14 protein-coding genes and 1 rRNA gene are annotated in these 15,837 nt (G+C 70.1%); 10 read left to right on the top strand and 5 right to left on the bottom strand.

Going from position 1 to position 15,837, the window contains the following annotated elements; all coding sequences use genetic code 11:
* The 5 genes from ACWEIJ_RS35365 to ACWEIJ_RS35345 all read left to right on the top strand — a co-directional run bounded on the left by ACWEIJ_RS35365 (window position 1) and on the right by ACWEIJ_RS35345 (window position 6,737).
* Window positions 1–357, top strand: a complete 357-nt coding sequence (locus ACWEIJ_RS35365; protein WP_449841602.1) for a peptidase inhibitor family I36 protein — start codon at window positions 1–3, stop codon at window positions 355–357.
* Between the two features lie 155 nt (window positions 358–512).
* Window positions 513–2,879, top strand: a complete 2,367-nt coding sequence (locus ACWEIJ_RS35360) for an AAA family ATPase (RefSeq protein ID WP_449841601.1) — start codon at window positions 513–515, stop codon at window positions 2,877–2,879.
* Window positions 2,876–3,262: a hypothetical protein gene (locus ACWEIJ_RS35355; protein WP_449841600.1), complete on the top strand. Its 387-nt coding sequence runs from the start codon at window positions 2,876–2,878 to the stop codon at window positions 3,260–3,262. Before ACWEIJ_RS35360 ends, ACWEIJ_RS35355 begins: the two co-directional genes overlap by 4 nt.
* An 8-nt stretch (window positions 3,263–3,270) precedes the next feature.
* Window positions 3,271–4,110: a metallophosphoesterase family protein gene (locus ACWEIJ_RS35350; RefSeq protein ID WP_449841599.1), complete on the top strand. Its 840-nt coding sequence runs from the start codon at window positions 3,271–3,273 to the stop codon at window positions 4,108–4,110.
* Window positions 4,107–6,737 carry an ATP-binding protein gene (locus ACWEIJ_RS35345; RefSeq protein ID WP_449841598.1) on the top strand — a complete coding sequence of 877 codons (2,631 nt, stop codon included), beginning with the start codon at window positions 4,107–4,109 and terminating at the stop codon, window positions 6,735–6,737. The genes ACWEIJ_RS35350 and ACWEIJ_RS35345 overlap by 4 nt, the downstream gene beginning before the upstream one ends.
* On the opposite strand, the gene ACWEIJ_RS35340 is transcribed toward ACWEIJ_RS35345, so the two are convergent.
* A complete protein-coding gene (locus ACWEIJ_RS35340; RefSeq protein ID WP_449841597.1) occupies window positions 6,718–7,176 on the bottom strand; it encodes a very short patch repair endonuclease in 459 nt (152 codons plus the stop codon). The genes ACWEIJ_RS35345 and ACWEIJ_RS35340 overlap by 20 nt on opposite strands.
* Window positions 7,177–7,225: 49 nt before the next feature.
* Here ACWEIJ_RS35340 and ACWEIJ_RS35335 point away from each other — a divergent pair, with 49 nt between their 5' ends.
* The 3 genes from ACWEIJ_RS35335 to ACWEIJ_RS35325 all read left to right on the top strand — a co-directional run bounded on the left by ACWEIJ_RS35335 (window position 7,226) and on the right by ACWEIJ_RS35325 (window position 10,355).
* Complete coding sequence (locus ACWEIJ_RS35335) at window positions 7,226–7,858, top strand: hypothetical protein (protein WP_449841596.1); 633 nt, start codon at window positions 7,226–7,228, stop codon at window positions 7,856–7,858.
* Window positions 7,859–8,426: 568 nt separating this feature from the next.
* The gene (locus ACWEIJ_RS35330) at window positions 8,427–9,308 is read left to right on the top strand and encodes a helix-turn-helix domain-containing protein (RefSeq protein WP_449841595.1); all 882 of its coding nucleotides are present in this window, start codon (window positions 8,427–8,429) and stop codon (window positions 9,306–9,308) included.
* A gap of 129 nt (window positions 9,309–9,437) precedes the next feature.
* On the top strand, window positions 9,438–10,355 hold the full coding sequence (locus ACWEIJ_RS35325) for a hypothetical protein (protein WP_449841594.1): 918 nt from the start codon (window positions 9,438–9,440) through the stop codon (window positions 10,353–10,355).
* Here the strand turns inward: ACWEIJ_RS35325 and ACWEIJ_RS35320 are convergent.
* Together ACWEIJ_RS35320 and ACWEIJ_RS35315 are read right to left on the bottom strand one after the other, a co-directional pair.
* The gene (locus ACWEIJ_RS35320; RefSeq protein WP_449841593.1) at window positions 10,348–13,530 is read right to left on the bottom strand and encodes an AAA domain-containing protein; all 3,183 of its coding nucleotides are present in this window, start codon (window positions 13,528–13,530) and stop codon (window positions 10,348–10,350) included. The genes ACWEIJ_RS35325 and ACWEIJ_RS35320 overlap by 8 nt on opposite strands.
* A gap of 78 nt (window positions 13,531–13,608) precedes the next feature.
* Window positions 13,609–14,409, bottom strand: coding sequence for an NAD(P)H-binding protein (locus tag ACWEIJ_RS35315; RefSeq protein WP_449841592.1), 801 nt, complete (start codon window positions 14,407–14,409; stop codon window positions 13,609–13,611).
* 105 nt (window positions 14,410–14,514) lie between these two features.
* Between ACWEIJ_RS35315 and ACWEIJ_RS35310 the strand changes: the two genes are divergently transcribed.
* A complete protein-coding gene (locus ACWEIJ_RS35310) occupies window positions 14,515–14,874 on the top strand; it encodes a nucleotide pyrophosphohydrolase (RefSeq protein WP_449841591.1) in 360 nt (119 codons plus the stop codon).
* The gene (locus ACWEIJ_RS35305) at window positions 14,871–15,461 is read left to right on the top strand and encodes a hypothetical protein (RefSeq protein ID WP_449841590.1); all 591 of its coding nucleotides are present in this window, start codon (window positions 14,871–14,873) and stop codon (window positions 15,459–15,461) included. The genes ACWEIJ_RS35310 and ACWEIJ_RS35305 overlap by 4 nt, the downstream gene beginning before the upstream one ends.
* Here ACWEIJ_RS35305 and ACWEIJ_RS35300 read toward each other — a convergent pair.
* Window positions 15,458–15,622 (bottom strand): hypothetical protein, encoded by a 165-nt coding sequence (locus ACWEIJ_RS35300; protein ID WP_355440133.1) that lies wholly within the window; start codon window positions 15,620–15,622, stop codon window positions 15,458–15,460. The genes ACWEIJ_RS35305 and ACWEIJ_RS35300 overlap by 4 nt on opposite strands.
* 139 nt (window positions 15,623–15,761) lie before the next feature.
* Window positions 15,762–15,837: ribosomal RNA gene (rrf, locus tag ACWEIJ_RS35295) — 5S ribosomal RNA — on the bottom strand; the annotation flags it as partial.

Raw genomic sequence — 15,837 nt, 5'->3', positions numbered from 1 at the left:
ATGTCGACGAAGAGCCTCATCGCCGCCTTGGTGATCACTGCGGGCGCGGTTGCCTCCAGTGGGATCGCTGTTGCACAGAGTGACAAGACCTGTGACAAGGGCGAGTTCTGCGTGTGGGCGGGACCGGACTACACCGGGGCCGTGCAACGGCTGGACCTGGAGTCCGCGAACCCCGGCGAGTGCATCCCGCTGACCGTCGTCGGCCGATCGTTCACCAACCGCCTGAGCAGGGACGCGAGTGTCTACCAGCGAGAGGGCTGCTCGACGGAGGCCGAGTTCACCACCTACCCGAAGCACGGCACCTACGTGCCCGACGCGTACTTCGTGATCCGGGCCGTCGAAGTGTGGGGGCCATAACGAGGGCGGACTACTTTAGTCACCCTATGTAACACCACCCGATCGTGTGAGTACTCACCAGTAGGTCTCATTTGGTGCCTAGGTTGCCGCCCTATCGAGTGGTGGCAGCTGGAGGAAATGTGACCGTGGCGGGTGAAGCCGGGTTACTCGAACTGATGGCCGGGCGACTGGCCAAAGATGATCTCACCCCACGTGCGGCGGAACTGGTGCTGGCCGCGTGCCGAGGCGAAGCGGCGCTGGACCGCGCGCTCGCCGGCGTGCCGGCCGAGGAGGAGGTCCCGCAGGAGCAGACAGTCGGACCAGGCCAGGGGATCTTCGTGTCGGAGATCCGGGTGCGCGGCTTCCGGGGCATCGGTCCCCAGGCACGCCTGCCGCTGCCGCCCGGTCCGGGACTGACCGTCGTCACCGGCCGCAACGGCTCCGGCAAGTCGAGCTTCGCCGAGGCCGCGGAACTGGCACTGACCGGCTACAACGCCCGCTGGACCCGTGCGCGGCACGACGTGTGGCGGCAGGGCTGGCGCAACCTGCACCAGGCCGACACCGCCGTCGAGCTGGACCTCGTCCAGGCCGCGGTGCCGGACCGGACGACGATCCGAAGACGCTGGGCGCCGCAGGAGGACCTGGCGCAGGGCGAGTGGACGCAGGACGGCGAACCGTTCGACGACCGCAGGTGGCACGACGCGCTGGAGACCTACCGGCCGTTTCTGCCTTACAGCGAACTGGGGACTGTTCTCGACGCACAGCCGGAGGACCTCTACGAGGCGTTGCACCGGCTTCTGGGGCTGGAAGCGATCACCGAGGCGCAGCAGGCCCTCGCCGAGCACCGCAAACGCCTCGCGGAGATCGTCGCTCGTCCTTACGACCGGCGCGAACGCGTGCGCGCGGAGCTGGCGTCGTCCCCGGACGAACGCGCCCGCCGCGCCGCCGAGCTGCTCGGCAGCGACTCCCCCGACCTCGACGCGATCGCCGACCTCGCGCTCGGCGCCGACGTCGGCAGCGCCACCGGCCTGCTGCACCAGATCGTCGACCTGGCCCCGCCGCCGGAGGACGAGATCGACAGGTGCCGCGAGAACCTCGACCTGGCGCTCGGCGCGGTGACCGCGGTCGCGACCGAGAACGCGCAGGACTCGTTGCGGTGCAGCGAGATCCTGAGGCTCGCGATCCAGCTGCAGGAGTCCGGCGGCAACCAGTCGTGCCCGGTGTGCGACCTGGGCCGGCTGGACGGGTTGTGGCTGTCCAAGGCCAAGGAACGCGCCGAGCACCTCGCCAACGCCGCCGCGGAGCTGCACGACGCCGCGGACCGGCTGGACGTGGCGGTGGCGGCCGCACGGGCGTTGTGCCAGCCGGTGCCGGACGTGCTGCACGACACGCAGGGCATCCTCGACACCACGGCCGTGCTGCAGGCCTGGCAGGCCTGGGAGGCCTGCGTCTCGATCGACGACCCCGTGCGGTTGCGGCAGGAGTTGTTCGACCGGTACGCGGAACTCACCCAGGCCGTGGACCAGCTGAAATCCGTCGCACGCGAGCAGATCGACCGGCGTGACCTGGTCTGGCGGCCGATGGCGATCGCGTTGTTCGAGTGGCACTCCCAGGCGCAGCAAGCGCTTGCGGACGCCGAGGTGCTCGCCGACGTGACGGAGGCGGAGAACTGGATCCGCAGGACCGCGGCCACGCTGCGAGCGGAGCGCATCGCGCCGTTCGCCAAGGAGTCGCAGCGGATCTGGCAGCGGTTGCGCCAGCAGAGCAACGTCGACCTGGGCGCGGTGCGGCTCGGTGGCGCCCGCAACGTCGAGCTGGACGTGTCGGTCGACGGCGTCTCGAACTCGGCACTGGCGGTGATGAGCCAGGGCGAGCTGCACTCGCTGGGGCTCGCGCTGTTCCTGCCGCGCGCGATGGTGGACGAGAGCCCGTTCCGGTTCGTCGTGATCGACGACCCGGTGCAGGCGATGGATCCGTCCAAGGTGGACGGACTCGCGCAGGTGCTGGCCGACGTCGGGCTCACCCGCCAGGTCGTGGTCTTCACGCACGACGAGCGGCTGGTGGAGGCGCTGCGGCGGTTGCGGTTGAGCGCGACCGTCTGGGAGATCTGCCGCGGCGAGGAGTCCGTCGTGCAGGTGCGGATGTCCGACGACCCGGTCGGCCGGTGCCTGAACGACGCCCGTGCGATGCGGGACGACGAGGACCTGCCGGACGCGCTGAGGGCGGAGCTGGTGGCGTCGTGCTGCCGGGCGGCGCTGGAAGCCGCGTCGCACGCCCGGTTCCGGCGCGAGCGGCTCGGCCGCGGGGTGCCGCACGCCGAGGTGGAACGCGTGCTGGAGTGCGCGCTGACGACCAGGCAGAAGATCGCGCTGGCCGTGCTCGACGACCTCGCGGAACCGGCGAAGCTGTTGCCGCACCTGGAAGACGTCGTCGGGTCGTGGGCGGTGGACCTGCTGCAGGCGTGCCGGGTCGGCGGTGACAGCGGTGACCTGGACGTGCTGATCCGCGACACGGAACTGCTGGCGGGGTGGCTGCAGCGATGAACATCCCCTCTGACGTGCAGGACCGGCTCACCTGCGTCGCGAACCTGCTGGCGCGCCCCGAGCAGCTCGACGGCGTGCGGATCCGGTGCTGCGCCGAACTGCTGCGCACGGCGGTGGAGCGTTCGGTCGCCCGCGCCTGCGGTGCGGAGAACTCCGACCAGCCCGTGCACGCGTTGCTGATCAACCTTCCGTCCCATGTGGACGCTGATCTGGCGCACGACGCCTCCCAGCTGTGGCACGCGCTGAGCCGCGCGATCCGGCACCACGGCTACGAGCTCACCCCGACCGTCGAGGAGCTGGCCGGCTGGCACGCCGACACCACGACCGTCGTGACGGCGCTCCAGCCGACCCTGACCCTGTCCGGCACCATCGACCTCACCTGAAGGCACCCGTGAAACTGCTGCTGTTCGCGGACCTGCACCTGGACACGCGCTTCCCCAGCGCCGGCCCCGCGCGGCGCCAGGCGTTGCGCGACACGCTGGGCCGCATCGTGGACCTCGCCCAGGAGTCGAACGTCGACGCGGTGCTCTGCGCCGGCGACCTCTACGAGCACGACCGCCGATCCCCGTCCACGGCGTCCTTCCTGCGGTCGTCGTTCGACTGTTCGGTGCCGGTGTTCCTGGCGCCGGGCAACGACGACTGGTACGGGCCGCAGTCGGTCTACCAGCAGGTGGACTGGACGCCGAACGTGCACGTGTTCTCGTCGGAGAACCTGACGCCCGTGGAGCTCGCCGACGGCGTCACGCTGTGGGGCGCCGCGCACGTCGGTCCCGGTCCGGCGCGGGACTTCCTCGACGGGTTCGCGGTGAACCGCTCCGGCGTGAACCTGGCGCTGTGCCACGGATCCGCGCCGGGCGACGTCGAGATCACCGGCCTGGACCACGCGTTCCTGGGCCACGTGCACACACCTGAGCACGCCGTGCACTACACGTTCCCCGGCAACCCGGACCCGCTGACCGCGGGCGAGACCGGCGAGCGCGGGGCCGTGCTGTGCACCGTGCAAGACGACGGGACGGTGACGCGCGAGGTGTTCGACGTGTCGGCTTCGCGGTCGCTCGGCCTGCTGGCCGAGTCCACGGACGACTTTCCCCTGCTGGACTTCGATTCCGTTGCCGCCGAACGAACCGTGCGCGGTCAGTTCGTGCGTGACGTGCTGGCGGATCCGGCTCTGGACACGGCGCTGCGCGGTCGTGTGCTGGCCACCGGCCTGCGCGCGTTGGAGGAACGATGAAGATCGAATGGGTGACGGCGTACGCCTTCGGGCCCCTGCAGGACCGGACCCTTCCGCTGGCGCCGGGCCTGACCGTGGTGTCGGGCGTGAACGAGTCCGCGAAGTCCTCCTGGCACGCCGCCATCCGCGCGGCGCTGTGCGGTGACCCGTCGTCGCGGCACCGCCCGTGGCACGGGGAATCCTGGCGGGTGGCCGCCACCGTGTCGCTGGAGTCCGGTGAAGTCGTGTACCTGGACCGGGACTTCCACGACGACGCGTGCCAGGACGTCGCCCGCCGGATCGGCCTGGACCGCGCGTCGTTCAGCGCCACCGCCTGCGTCGACCAGGCGCAGCTGCTGTCGGTGGTGGACGCGGCCGACGGCCTGCAGGAGCACCTGCGCCGCGCTGCCGCAACGGCGGGCACGGACGGCACCGTCGAGCAGGCTTTGGAGCGTCTGCACGCACCTGTCGACGCGTTGCGCGACGCCCGGAACCGCTTGAGGGAAGCCGAAACGGACCTCACCGTGGCGCGTCGCGAACACGCGCGTTACCTGGAACTGAGCGCGCGGGCCCGGTCCGCCGCCGCTGCCCGTGCCCGCCTGGCCGTCCAATCGCACGCGACTTCTTTGGACGCGCTCACCGCCCGTGCGTCCCGTCTGGCCGAGCTGCAGGAACGCTTCGGCGACGCGCCACCGTCCGGTTTGGCAGCGCAGGAGGAGCTGGCCCGCGTGGTCAACCGCGCGCTGGCCGCGTGGCGCGCGGCCCCCACCCCGCGCGTGCTGACCGGCCCGACGTCCACGACGCTGGAGGGTGAGCTGGAGTCCCTCCCGGAGTTCCCCGTCGGCGAAACCGCGCTGGACGACGAGCTCCGCATCGTGGCAGGTGCCTACGAGACCGCGGCCGCCGTCGCCGCCGCTCATCACGAACGCCGGCCGACCCCCGCCACGACCGCCGAACCGCCGGTGCTGCGCGGCCTGGCCACGCGTCTGGACCCGGCCAGCGGCTCCCGTCTGACGACCGCGTCCATCGACGTGGACAACGCCCGCCAGTTCCAGGACGAGGCCGCCGCCAACGCGGCCCGTGCCCAGGTCGAGGCCGACGTGGCGGCCGCGCGGGTGCACGAGATCGCGATGCCGAACCCGTTCCTGCGCAACGCCTTGCTGGCCCTGAGCTGCCTGACGAGCATGGTCGGCGTGCTGCTCTTCCTGGTGGGGCAGCACATGGCCGCGATCGGCGTTCTCGTCGCCGCCCTGATCGCCGGTGTCGGCGGCGCACTGGCCCGCGGCAACGCCCCGCAGCGCGAGGCCGCCATCGCCTTCGCCGCCGAACGCGCCTCCGCCGCGCACCAGGCACGAAGCCTGCTGTTCGTGGCGGACCGCAAACTGGCCGAGGCCGAGGGCCAGCGAGCCGTGGCACTGGAAGCCGTGCGCGTCCACGAGGAAGCGGTGTCGGGCTGTTCCGCCCTGGGCGTGCCCGCGGACCGCGAAACGTTGTGGCGCCTGGCCAACCGCCCGGCCTGGGAAGCCGAACACCGCGACCTGCTGTGCGAGGTGGCCCGCACCGAGAAGGCCGTGCGCGTGGAACTGGCCGCCCGCGGCAAGATCGACCCCGGCATGTCCGTGCCCGACCTGCTGATCGACTACGAGACCGACTGCAAGGTCCGCGGCCGCCAAGCGCTGATGGCCGCCCAACGCCCGCTGCTCGCCCAGGCCCTCGCTGACCGCCGCCAGGCCGAAGCGGCTGTCGCCGAGGCCACCATCGCCCACAACCGCGCCCTCACCCTGCTGCGCGAGGCCGTGACCGCGATCGGCGGCACCGGCGAACGCCCGGAGGACCTGCTGCGCGCGATCGCCGAGTGGCAACGCGGCTGGGACCGCCTGCTGCGCGAGGCCGAGGAGGAACGCAACGCGTGGGCCGAACTGCAGTCACTCCTCGCCGACGGCACCCTGGACGACCTGGAGGCGACCCTCTCCGCCGCACAAACGCACCACGCCACCCTGGTGGAGGACGCCCTCCGCTACGCCGCCTGCGACCCCGTCGACCCGTCCCTGGCAGCCTCGTGCGACTCGCTGGCAGCGACCGTGGCCGAACTCTCCCGCGTCCTGCCCAGCGTCCCGGACGCCGAGGAAGCCGTGCAGGAGGCCGCCGCCGAAGTCGCCGAGATGACGGCCGAGGTGGAGGCGATCTCCCTGGCGTCGCGCTACCTGACCGCGGCCCGAGAGAAGGTGCACAGCACGATCGCCCCGGCGTTGGAGGAAACGCTCCGCGCCTGGCTGCCGTTGGTGACCGACGGACGCTACGTGGACGCCGCCGTGGATCCCTTGTCCCTGACCGTGCGGGTGTGTTCGGCCTCCGAGGTCTGGCACCAGGCGTCGCGCCTGTCGCTGGGCACGGCGGAGCAGGTCTACCTGCTGCTGCGCGTCGCCCTGGCGCAGCACCTCGCCACCGAGACCTGCCCGCTGCTGCTAGACGACGTGACCGTGCAGGCCGATGACGCTCGCACGCGTGCGGTGCTGGACCTGTTGCTGCGGTTGTCGGAGGACCGGCAGATCGTGTTGTTCGCGCAGGAGAGCTCGGTGGTGGAGTGGGCTCGGGAGCGGTTGGGATCGCGGGACGTGCTGCACCAGCTCACGCCCGTGGCAGCCTGACCAGCCGAGCGACGACGAGCGCGACGACCCGGTCGGCCACGTCCTCCGGATCCTCGTGCTCCCACACCCGCACGACGAGCCAGCCGGCCGCCGCGAGCTGGACGTCGGCGTCGCGATCACGAACGACCACACCGTGCAGCTTCACCTCCCACCACTCGCGGTTCGCCTTGGGCACTTGCCCGTGCGCCGGACACGAGTGCCAGAAACACCCGTCGACGAAGAGCGCGATCCGCGCCCCGCGCAGCAGCACGTCGACACGTCTGCGTCGATTGGTGCCGGGCGGAGCGACGTCCACGAGATAGCGCAACCCTCGTCGGTGCAGCGCACGCCGCACCGCGAGTTCCGGTGCGGTGCCGGTTCTGCGAGTCCTGCGCATCACCCGCGAGGTCGCCTCCGAGGAGGCGGGCGGGGCGGGTCCTGCGTCGACGTACCGGTACACGACCTGCAGTTTCCCGGAATTGTCAGACCCCGTCGCTACCGTCTGACCCATGACCAACGCCGCCTTCCGCAAGCTGACCCCGACCACCGGCGAGAAGCTCGCCGAGCTGGGCCTGAGCCTCGCCGTCCTGGACCGCGCGATCGCCGCCGGCATCGACGCGCGGGCCGCGTCGCCACCGTTCGGGCCCACCAACGCGCCGGGGCTGCTCGACTGGATTCACCGGGTGGGCACGTTGCGGCAGTTGCTGGCGGCGGAGGGGTGGCAGCGGCTCGACCACTGGAACGCCGGGCTGGTGCGGCATCCGTCCCGGCCGATCCTGCTCGGCACGCTGCAGGGGAACCGGGGCACGGGGTCGCCGGACGCGCCGTTGCGCAGCGACTACGCGAAGGGGCCCGCCATTGCGGCGATGATGCGGGACAACGACCACGACCAGTTCGCGCTGTTCGAGAACGTGCGCAGCGAAGGGCTGAAGTTGTGGTTCCTCGTGACGTATCCACTGCAACTGGAGGACCGGCTCGTGGTGTTGCGGGAGGTGTCGCAGCCGGAGCCCACGCCGCAGAACCAGATCATCGAGCGGTGGGCGCACCGGATTCCGTTGCCGCCGATGGAGTTCGGGGAGCTCAAGGCGCCCAATGTGGACGGCCCGGAGGAGGTGGACTTCCCGATCGCGCTGCGCCGCTGAGCCTGACGGCGCAACCGGCCTTCCGGGCGAGGTCGAGCGCCGCCCCGGCCCGACGTTCCGGACAGACCAGATGCAGCCGCACGCGGCAACAGGCTTCCGCACGAAGCCGAGCGCCGCCCCGGCCCAACGTTCCGGACAGACCAGATGCAGCCGCACGCGGCAACAGGCTTCCGCACGAAGCAGAGCGCCGTCCTGGCCGGACGTTCCGGGCAGACCGACTCCGACCGTGCGTGGCAACCGGCCTGAGGTCGGGGGCTGATCGCGGCCGTGCTGGTCCGCTTCGCCCAGCTCGCCGTCTCCCACGCCTTCGCCGTCCAGCCGAGTCTGGTTGGCGCGCCACGGCCGAGACGCGGCCATGGCCAGGAGCGTCCAACCACGTCCGGCTGAGCCCTGACACTGTGCGGGGTGCCCGGCGCCGACCACGCCCACCGCCGACACGCGCGAGGCCAAGCGCGGGGGACGCCCGTCCGATACGACAAGTCCAAGCCCGCGGCCAGGCTCCACAGCGGCCGGACCTCGGGCGATCACGTGCGCAGGCCGTCCCACCATCCGGCCTACCGAGGCCCGCGTGGCAGCGCGGCGCGGCAGCAGCGACAATGGCCGGATCATGCTCACCCCGTCGCGACTCACGCTCGCCCGCACCCGGCGCGGCCTCACCGCGGACGAACTCGCGCGCAAGTCCGGCGTGTCCGCGCGGGCCATCGGCGAGTACGAGCGCGGGCTGCGGAGGCCTCGGCCGTCCACAACGGAGTTGCTGGCGGCGGCGCTCGGGTTTCCGGCGGCCTTCCTGACCTTGCCGGAGCCGCCGCGGCCGCAGGACGCGGTGCTCATGCCGCAGCCCATGTCCGCAGCGCAGCTGGCGATCGAGTTCAACGCCTGGCTGGAGCGGTTGTTCGTGCTGCCGCAGCCGGACCTGCCGCCGCCGGGGGCATCGCCGGAGGACACGCGGGCCGCGTGGCGGCTCGACGACGGACCGGCGCCGAACATGGTGCAGTTGCTGGAGTCACGCGGCGTGCGCGTGTTCTCACTGCCGGTCGACTGCGCCCGGACGCCGTCGTTCTCCTGCTGGCACAACGGAACGCCGTTCGTGTTCCTCAACCCGACGGCCTCGCCGGAGGGGGCGAGGTTCGACGCGGCGCGGCAACTCGGCGTTCTCCTCGACCACGACGACCCCGGCGAGTTCGCCGGCGACTTCCTCATGCCCGCGCAGCACGGCACGGGCGAGCCTCCCCGGTACGTGATGATGACTCGCCGGGAGACCTCGAAGCTGCTGACCAAGGTCTTCAAGGTGCTGCGCGAGAACGGCACGACGCCCCTGCACGTCGCGAAAGAGCTGAACATCGGCCTGGAGGAGCTGAACGGCCTGGTGTTCGGCCTGGTCCTCACGGCTCTGCCGGGTGGCGGGGAGTCCGGCCCCCGAAGGCGCGCCCGCCTGACCCTGGTCCACTGACTCACCCGATCCGGTCACAGACTGGAGTTCTCGGTCAGTTGTACTAGGCCAAACGAGCGATTTCTGAAACGCATCGCCCGGCATACCCGACACTGAGAGTGACGGGTAGCCGAGTCGTGAGGACGCCCCATGACGATGCAGCAACGCACAGAACCCTCGCCCGCAGCAGTCCTGATCGCCGTTGCCGTGCTCGCGCTGGTTCTGACCGTTGCCTTCGGCCCGCTCGGGTTCGTCATCGGGCTCGCGTTGTTCGCGTTGATGTTCATCGGCACGAAGAGAACGACGCCCGATCAACTCGTCCCCATGCGCACCCGCTCCCGCATCCGGCGCCTGTCCACCGCGGGACGGGTCGCCATCGTCGGTGAGACGCACTACCAGGACGCCATCGCGGAAGTCGCGCGGCACGCGACGGCGCAGACCGTCGAAGACGCCATACCCGCGACCGCGGTCCTCGTACCCGAACCCGTCAGCCGGCACGACCAGCACACCGTCCGCGTCGACCTGCTGCGCGGAGACGGCTCCGCGATCACCGCCGGCTACCTGCGCGGCGACCAGGCCGCCGACTACCAGCCACTTCTGCTCGAACTCGCCGAGCGCGGCGAGGTCGGGTCGTGCCCAGCGCGGATCGTGGGCGGCGGCCAGCGCTACTACGGCGTGCACCTGCACCTCGGTCACCCGCGGCTGCTGCTGCTCGACCACGAGGCCCTCGGCACGGCACCGACGATGCCCGCCGAGCAACAGGTCACCGTCATGGGCGTGGAAGCGCATCAACTCGTGCTGCACCGCGTGGTCAACGGCCGAACGCCCGTCCACGTCATCGCGGAACTCCGCGACTGCCGCATTGCCAAAGGCACGCACATCGGCGAACACACTCTTGAGGTACTCCTCGAAGGCGAACGCATCGGCCAGCTCAGTTACGCGATGGGTCTGCGCTACTGCGACCTCGCGCAGGAATGGCGTGCCCGCACGGGTCGGGCGCTCTGCGAAGCCGTCATCACCAATGAAGGCACGCGCGGCCTTCAGGCGAAGCTGCTGCTGCCTAAGTGATCGCCTGGTCCTTCTTGCACGCGTAGCACCGCCAGAAATAGGGCATGCCGGTCCGCTTGGCGGCCGATCGCCACAGCTCGAAGTCCTTGCCGCACTGGGGACACGACGGCGGGTTGCCGAACGTCTCGGCCTTCAGTTCCTCCAGCACTCGTTCCGCGAACGCCGTGCCACGGCAGGTGATCATCACCTCCCGGCTGTGCGCCTGCGACAACGGGTTGTGGCTGCCCATCAGCACGGTCTGCCGGTCGATCACCACGACCTTGCGGTGCTCGACCTCCGACCTGATCACCTTCGCACCGGTCAGAACCAGTTCCTCAAGCCACTGCCGGAAGCTCTCCTTGCGCATGTTCGCGTCCCGTTCGGTCCGCACGAAGACACGCACGTCGACTCCTCGTGCGATCGCGGCCTCGATCAACGGCAGGAACTGCTTGCTCTTCTTCGCCACCCACGGCGACCACATCCACACGGACCTGCGCGCCGCCTTGAGGTGGGTGTCCAACGCGGTGTCGAACGAGAACTCGTCGTCGATGTCGGTGACGTCGACGAGCCCGCGCAGCACGTCCTGCAGCTCGGCCTCGACCCGGGAAACCGCCCGGTACTCAAGGCTTTCCGCGAGCCCGAGCAGCACACTGGCCCGGCACCACTGCACCTCGCCCGCGATCCCCAGCGCCCGCAGCGCCCCGAGCGGGGTCCCGCCCAGTGCGCCCTTCACCGCCTGCGGCTGATTCGCGATGATGTACAACCGCTTGCGCGCCCGCGTGATCCCGACGCCGAACAGCCGCACGCCCGACCGTTTGAAGTCATCGCCGCCGCGCCACTTCGCCGCGCTGATCCACCCGCGGCCGTCCTCGACGAGGTCGAACACCACGGTGTCGAACTCCCTGCCCTGGAACGAATGTGCGGTGCCGACCGGGACGTGCAGGTTCTGCCCGGCGTCGCGCAGCACCGCGTGCGTGGCGTCGGCCTGCTGCTTGAACGTCGTCACGACACCGACAGACCCGTCGACAACATGATGCTGCGCAAGGCTTCGCGCCAGCAGCGCACCCACCGACCACCAGCCGGCCATCGCGCCCGACCTGTTCACCTGGTTCAGCTCCGGCAGCCCGTCCACGTCGATCAACACGATCTCGGTGTCCTCCGGCGGGCGGCCGCTGACCTCGGTCACGCCGTCCTCCAGCACCTGGTAGACGACGTCGTTGGCGAGCTTGCGGAGATTCGGGCCGAACCGGAACTGGTGCCGCAGCCCCACGCAGCCGGCGTTGGTCGCGACGTCGTCCGGCGCCAGGATCCCGCAGTGGCTGAACGAGTCCGGTTTGAACCACTTCCGCACGGCCTCGTTGCGGCTGCGGTCCGCCTCGGTGGTGACGGGAGGCAGCTGCAGGAAGTCACCCAGCAACGTCACCGTCGTCCTCGCGTGGGCCACCGCCAGCAGCACCTCACCCAGCACCGCCGCGCCCGCTTCGTCGACCAGCACCACGTCGAACTGCTGGCGTGCGACCGCCGGATGCGCCCGTGACCGTGCCAGCGTCGTCGCCACGACCATCGCCTCCGCGACGATCTCGCCTTCGGCATCGCGGCGCAGCCTGGTGATCCGCTTGGTGAGATCGCGCAGCCGGGCTTCCAGTGCCTCGCGGTTGTTGTCCTTCTGCATCAAGAGCAGTCGTTCGCGCTTGTCGTGCTTGCCGGGCAGACCCGCACGGTCCGCGGACTTGATCAACGCCAGATCGTCGTCGGTCGCCAGGCCGCGCGCCACCAGCTGACCGCACAGCTGGTCGAGCTCCCGCACACGCTTCCGGGCCTCGTCGCAGCGGCGTTGTGCATCGGCCCGTTCGCGTTGGCGCGCGGCGAACACGTCGCTCGCCCGTGCCAGATCCTCTTCGGTGACGGGATGCGCAGCCGCACGTGCGTGCCTGATCAACGGCTCCAGCGCCTGATGCTGTTCTGCCACATGCGCTTCGACCCGCCCGAGCCGCTCCCGCGCGTCGGCCACCCGCCGGCGGTTGCGCCGCCGTGTCAACCATCCGCCGGCATTCGCGGCGCTGAACTCCACGTGCGCGAAGGCCGCACGTTCCTGCACGAGGTTGCGGTCCAGCTCGGCCAGCTGCTCCGCCATCCCGGCGGCACGACGCAGCTCCTCCCGTGCCGGCGCGAGCCGGACGACGTCGTCCGTCGCCGCCTGCAACCGGGCCGCGGCGGCGCCGAGCTCGCGGTCGAGCCTCTCGTGTTCGGCCGTCGCCACGCCCAGGTCGGCCCGCCGAGCCTCGTGCGCCTTCAACGTGGCCAGGCGTTCCTGCGCGCGCAGGTAGGACTGGTGGTCGTAACCGTCCAGCTCGGCGTTCAACTCGGCCAGCCTGGCGTCGACGGTGTCGGCCGCCGCGATGGCGTCCTGCACCTGCTGCCGTTCGGCGTCCGCCTCGGCGGTCTTCCTGGCCGCGAGCCGGTCCAGCTGCACGTCGTCGTTGTTGACCAGCTCGGGCAGGTGCGGTGGCCCCACCCGCAGCACGAGCCCCGGCTGCGGACGCAGGTGCTTGATGACCTCTTTGAGCGCGTTGTCGACCGCCACGTTCGCGGTCGACACCAGCAGCACCCGCTTGCCCTTGCCGACCAGGTCCTCGATCGCCCTGGCCAGCACGCGGGTCTTGCCCGTTCCGGGTGGCCCCCACACCGCGTGCAGGCCGGGCTCGACGCAGGCGTGGTACGCCTGCCGTTGGGCGGGGAGGAAACCCGGCGGATAGTCGCCAGGACGCGACGGCACCGGGTCCAGCACCCCTGCCGCCAGCTTGTCCGCGAGCCGGGCTTCCCCGATCGCCGCGATCCCGTCGCGCAGCTTGCGCAACAGGTGCTGGGGTGTGAGGCGGACCGTCCACAGCAGGTCGCAGCCCTTCGGCAGCGCACCCTCCGCCTGGACCTTGAGCACCTCGTCGGCGACCTGGGCGCGGGCGACCGGCACCGTCGTGCCGTGCTCGGGTCCCTCCTTGTCGGCGAAGCAGAGCTGGTCGAAGCTGTCCGCGGTCGGCGCCGAGCGCCGGGAACCCAGATGCAGGTCGAGCGCGTACCAGCCGTCAGCCTGCGGAACGGCTCTGCCCAGAAGCTTCCACTCGCCCTGGGCGCCACGGCCGATGTGCTTGAGCAGTTCGTCGACTGCTTCCAGAACCTCGCCGCGCCACCCTGCCATCCCCCACCTCGTTCCTGTTCGAACGAGTAAACCAAGAGCGGCTGGTGCATCACAGCGAGTTGACCAAATGGAGCAACATCACGCGAAGCTGCTGCTGCCCAAGTAGTCGGCGAACGTCCGCGGCTCGCGGCCGAGGACACGCTGCACGCCGTCGGACAGGTGTGCCTCGGCTCCCGTGCGGATGCGCACGAGCAGCATCGTGACGAGGTCGGCGATCTCGTCCGGGTGACCAAGCCCGCGCAGGGATGCCGAGAACTCCTCCGGTTCGACATCCGTGTACAGGACGGGGTTGCCGGTGACCGCGACGATCCGCGCCAGCATCTCGGCGAACGACAACGACTCCGGGCCGCTCAGGTCGTAGGTCTGGCCGGCGTGGCCCGGCCGGGTCAGCGCCGCGACGGCCACCTCGGCGATGTCGCGTACATCGATGAACGGGTGAACGCCCTGGCCTGCGGGCACCGCGAGCTCGCCGTGCTGGACGGGCGCGGCGAAGAGGTCCTCGTCGAAGTTCTGCATGAACCAGGTCGGCCTCAGGATCGTCCACTCGACGCCGGATTCCTTGATCGCGGCCTCGAACGGGTCGTCGTCGGGAGCGCCGCGCATGGACAGCAGCACGAGCCGGGTGACGCCGGACCTCACGGCGAGAGGGACGAACTCGGCGAGCTGCGCGGGGTTGTCCGGCGGAACGACGTAGACGGCGGTGGTGCCGGCGAGGGCGGGTTCCCAGGTTTCCGGCTTGGACCAGTCGAACCTCGTGGCCGACGACCTCGAAGCCGGACGGGCCGCGGGACCGAGGAGTGCGGTGACGCGGCGGCCGGTCTTGCCGGTGGCGCCGAGCACGAGGACGGTTGACGGGTTGATTGCGCTCAATGTTGACATGACTAGAGCCAATCAACATTGACGCGGACGATCCATGCTTGATCGACCAGCATCCTTGCTCGTTCGTCCACCCATGTCTTTTGGCAACGTGGTAGTCAGTGGGGCATGAGTGAGCGTGATCTCGTGGACCTGAGGGATGCGTTGCGGGCGTTCGCGGCTGCCCGTGACTGGGACAGCTACCACACGCCGAAGAACCTGGTGATGGCGTTGTCCGCGGAGGTCGGCGAGCTCACCGACCTCTTCCAGTGGCTGACGCCCGAAGAGGCACAAAATGCAATGAAAGACCCAGAACTCGCTTGGAACGTGCGGGACGAGCTCGCGGACGTGATGCACTACCTCACCAGGCTGGCGGACAAGCTCGGCGTCGACCTCGTCGAGGCCGCGTTCGCCAAGATCGAACGCAATGAGCGGCGGTTCCCCACCGGCAGCCTGCGTCCTGTCCCCGTCGAAAAGGGTGAGTTGTGAATCTCCAGAGCGTGCAGGTGCTGCACGTGCACCAGAAGGTCACGTTCATCTCCAACCGTTACGAGGTGTTCGCCGACAACGGCGGCGAGCCGGGCGAGCTGGTCGGATACGCGGAGCAGAAGAAGTTCAAGATCAAGGAACGGATCACGATCTACACGGACTCCTCGAAGAGTCAGGTGCTGTTCGAGTTCAACGCCCGCAAGGCACTCGATCTGGGCAGCGGCTACGACGTGACCGACGCGCACGGGCAGCCGATCGGGTTGTTCCGCAAGGACTTCGCGAGGTCGCTGCTGCGGTCGACCTGGCACCTGGAGCAGCCGGGCTGGGGCACTACGACGGGCGCGGAGCGGAACAAGGCGTTCGCGGTGATCCGCCGGCTGTGGGGATGGATTCCCTACATCGGTGAAGCGCCGTTCCCCATGCGGTATCACTTCGACTTCACCACGGAGAACGGCGCTCCCGTGTTCAGCGTCGACAAGAAGACCTGGGTCCGCGACCACTACGTGGTGCCGATCCAGGATCCCGGCGTCGACCGACGGCTCGTCATCGCTCAAGCCGTCGCACTCGACGCGCTGCAGTCCCGCTAGAGGTACGTCAGCAGGAGGAGAATCAGGCACACCAGCAGCACGACGCCGAGCACTGCGGGCAGGAGCGACTGCGAGGACGACGCGGGCTCGCGGGCGTGCCTGCCCCGCCTCCTGCGCGCTCGCCACCGCAATGGTGCCTCCCCTGCCCACTGATCGTTCATGACGATCACGGTAGGGAGGAACGACCTGCGCTCGGCTCACGTCACCCGCTCGCCGGTCCTCATCACCCGGTCGGCGGCTCAAGCATGAAAAAGCCCTGCGGGGAGCGCTTTTGACGCTCAACCCGCAGGGCTAAATTAAGTTCGGCGGCGACCTACTCTCCCACACCGTAACCAGTGCAGTACCATCGGCGCAGAAGGGCTTAACTACCGGGTTC

This window comes from Lentzea sp. NPDC004789 (genome assembly GCF_053601075.1).
Note: the sequence above shows the minus strand (reverse complement) of the source record. Positions and strands in the feature narration are given on the sequence as shown.

What these genes read in the sequence shown, in the direction of transcription:
- ACWEIJ_RS35300 (WP_355440133.1), bottom strand. Translation starts at nt 15,622, where the DNA reads ATGAACGATCAGTGGGCAGGGGAGGCACCATTGCGGTGGCGAGCGCGC.
- ACWEIJ_RS35320 (WP_449841593.1), bottom strand. Translation starts at nt 13,530, where the DNA reads ATGGCAGGGTGGCGCGGCGAGGTTCTGGAAGCAGTCGACGAACTGCTC.
- ACWEIJ_RS35345 (WP_449841598.1), top strand. Translation starts at nt 4,107, where the DNA reads ATGAAGATCGAATGGGTGACGGCGTACGCCTTCGGGCCCCTGCAGGAC.
- ACWEIJ_RS35335 (WP_449841596.1), top strand. Translation starts at nt 7,226, where the DNA reads ATGACCAACGCCGCCTTCCGCAAGCTGACCCCGACCACCGGCGAGAAG.
- ACWEIJ_RS35325 (WP_449841594.1), top strand. Translation starts at nt 9,438, where the DNA reads ATGACGATGCAGCAACGCACAGAACCCTCGCCCGCAGCAGTCCTGATC.
- ACWEIJ_RS35365 (WP_449841602.1), top strand. Translation starts at nt 1, where the DNA reads ATGTCGACGAAGAGCCTCATCGCCGCCTTGGTGATCACTGCGGGCGCG.
- ACWEIJ_RS35315 (WP_449841592.1), bottom strand. Translation starts at nt 14,409, where the DNA reads ATGTCAACATTGAGCGCAATCAACCCGTCAACCGTCCTCGTGCTCGGC.
- ACWEIJ_RS35310 (WP_449841591.1), top strand. Translation starts at nt 14,515, where the DNA reads ATGAGTGAGCGTGATCTCGTGGACCTGAGGGATGCGTTGCGGGCGTTC.
- ACWEIJ_RS35360 (WP_449841601.1), top strand. Translation starts at nt 513, where the DNA reads ATGGCCGGGCGACTGGCCAAAGATGATCTCACCCCACGTGCGGCGGAA.
- ACWEIJ_RS35355 (WP_449841600.1), top strand. Translation starts at nt 2,876, where the DNA reads ATGAACATCCCCTCTGACGTGCAGGACCGGCTCACCTGCGTCGCGAAC.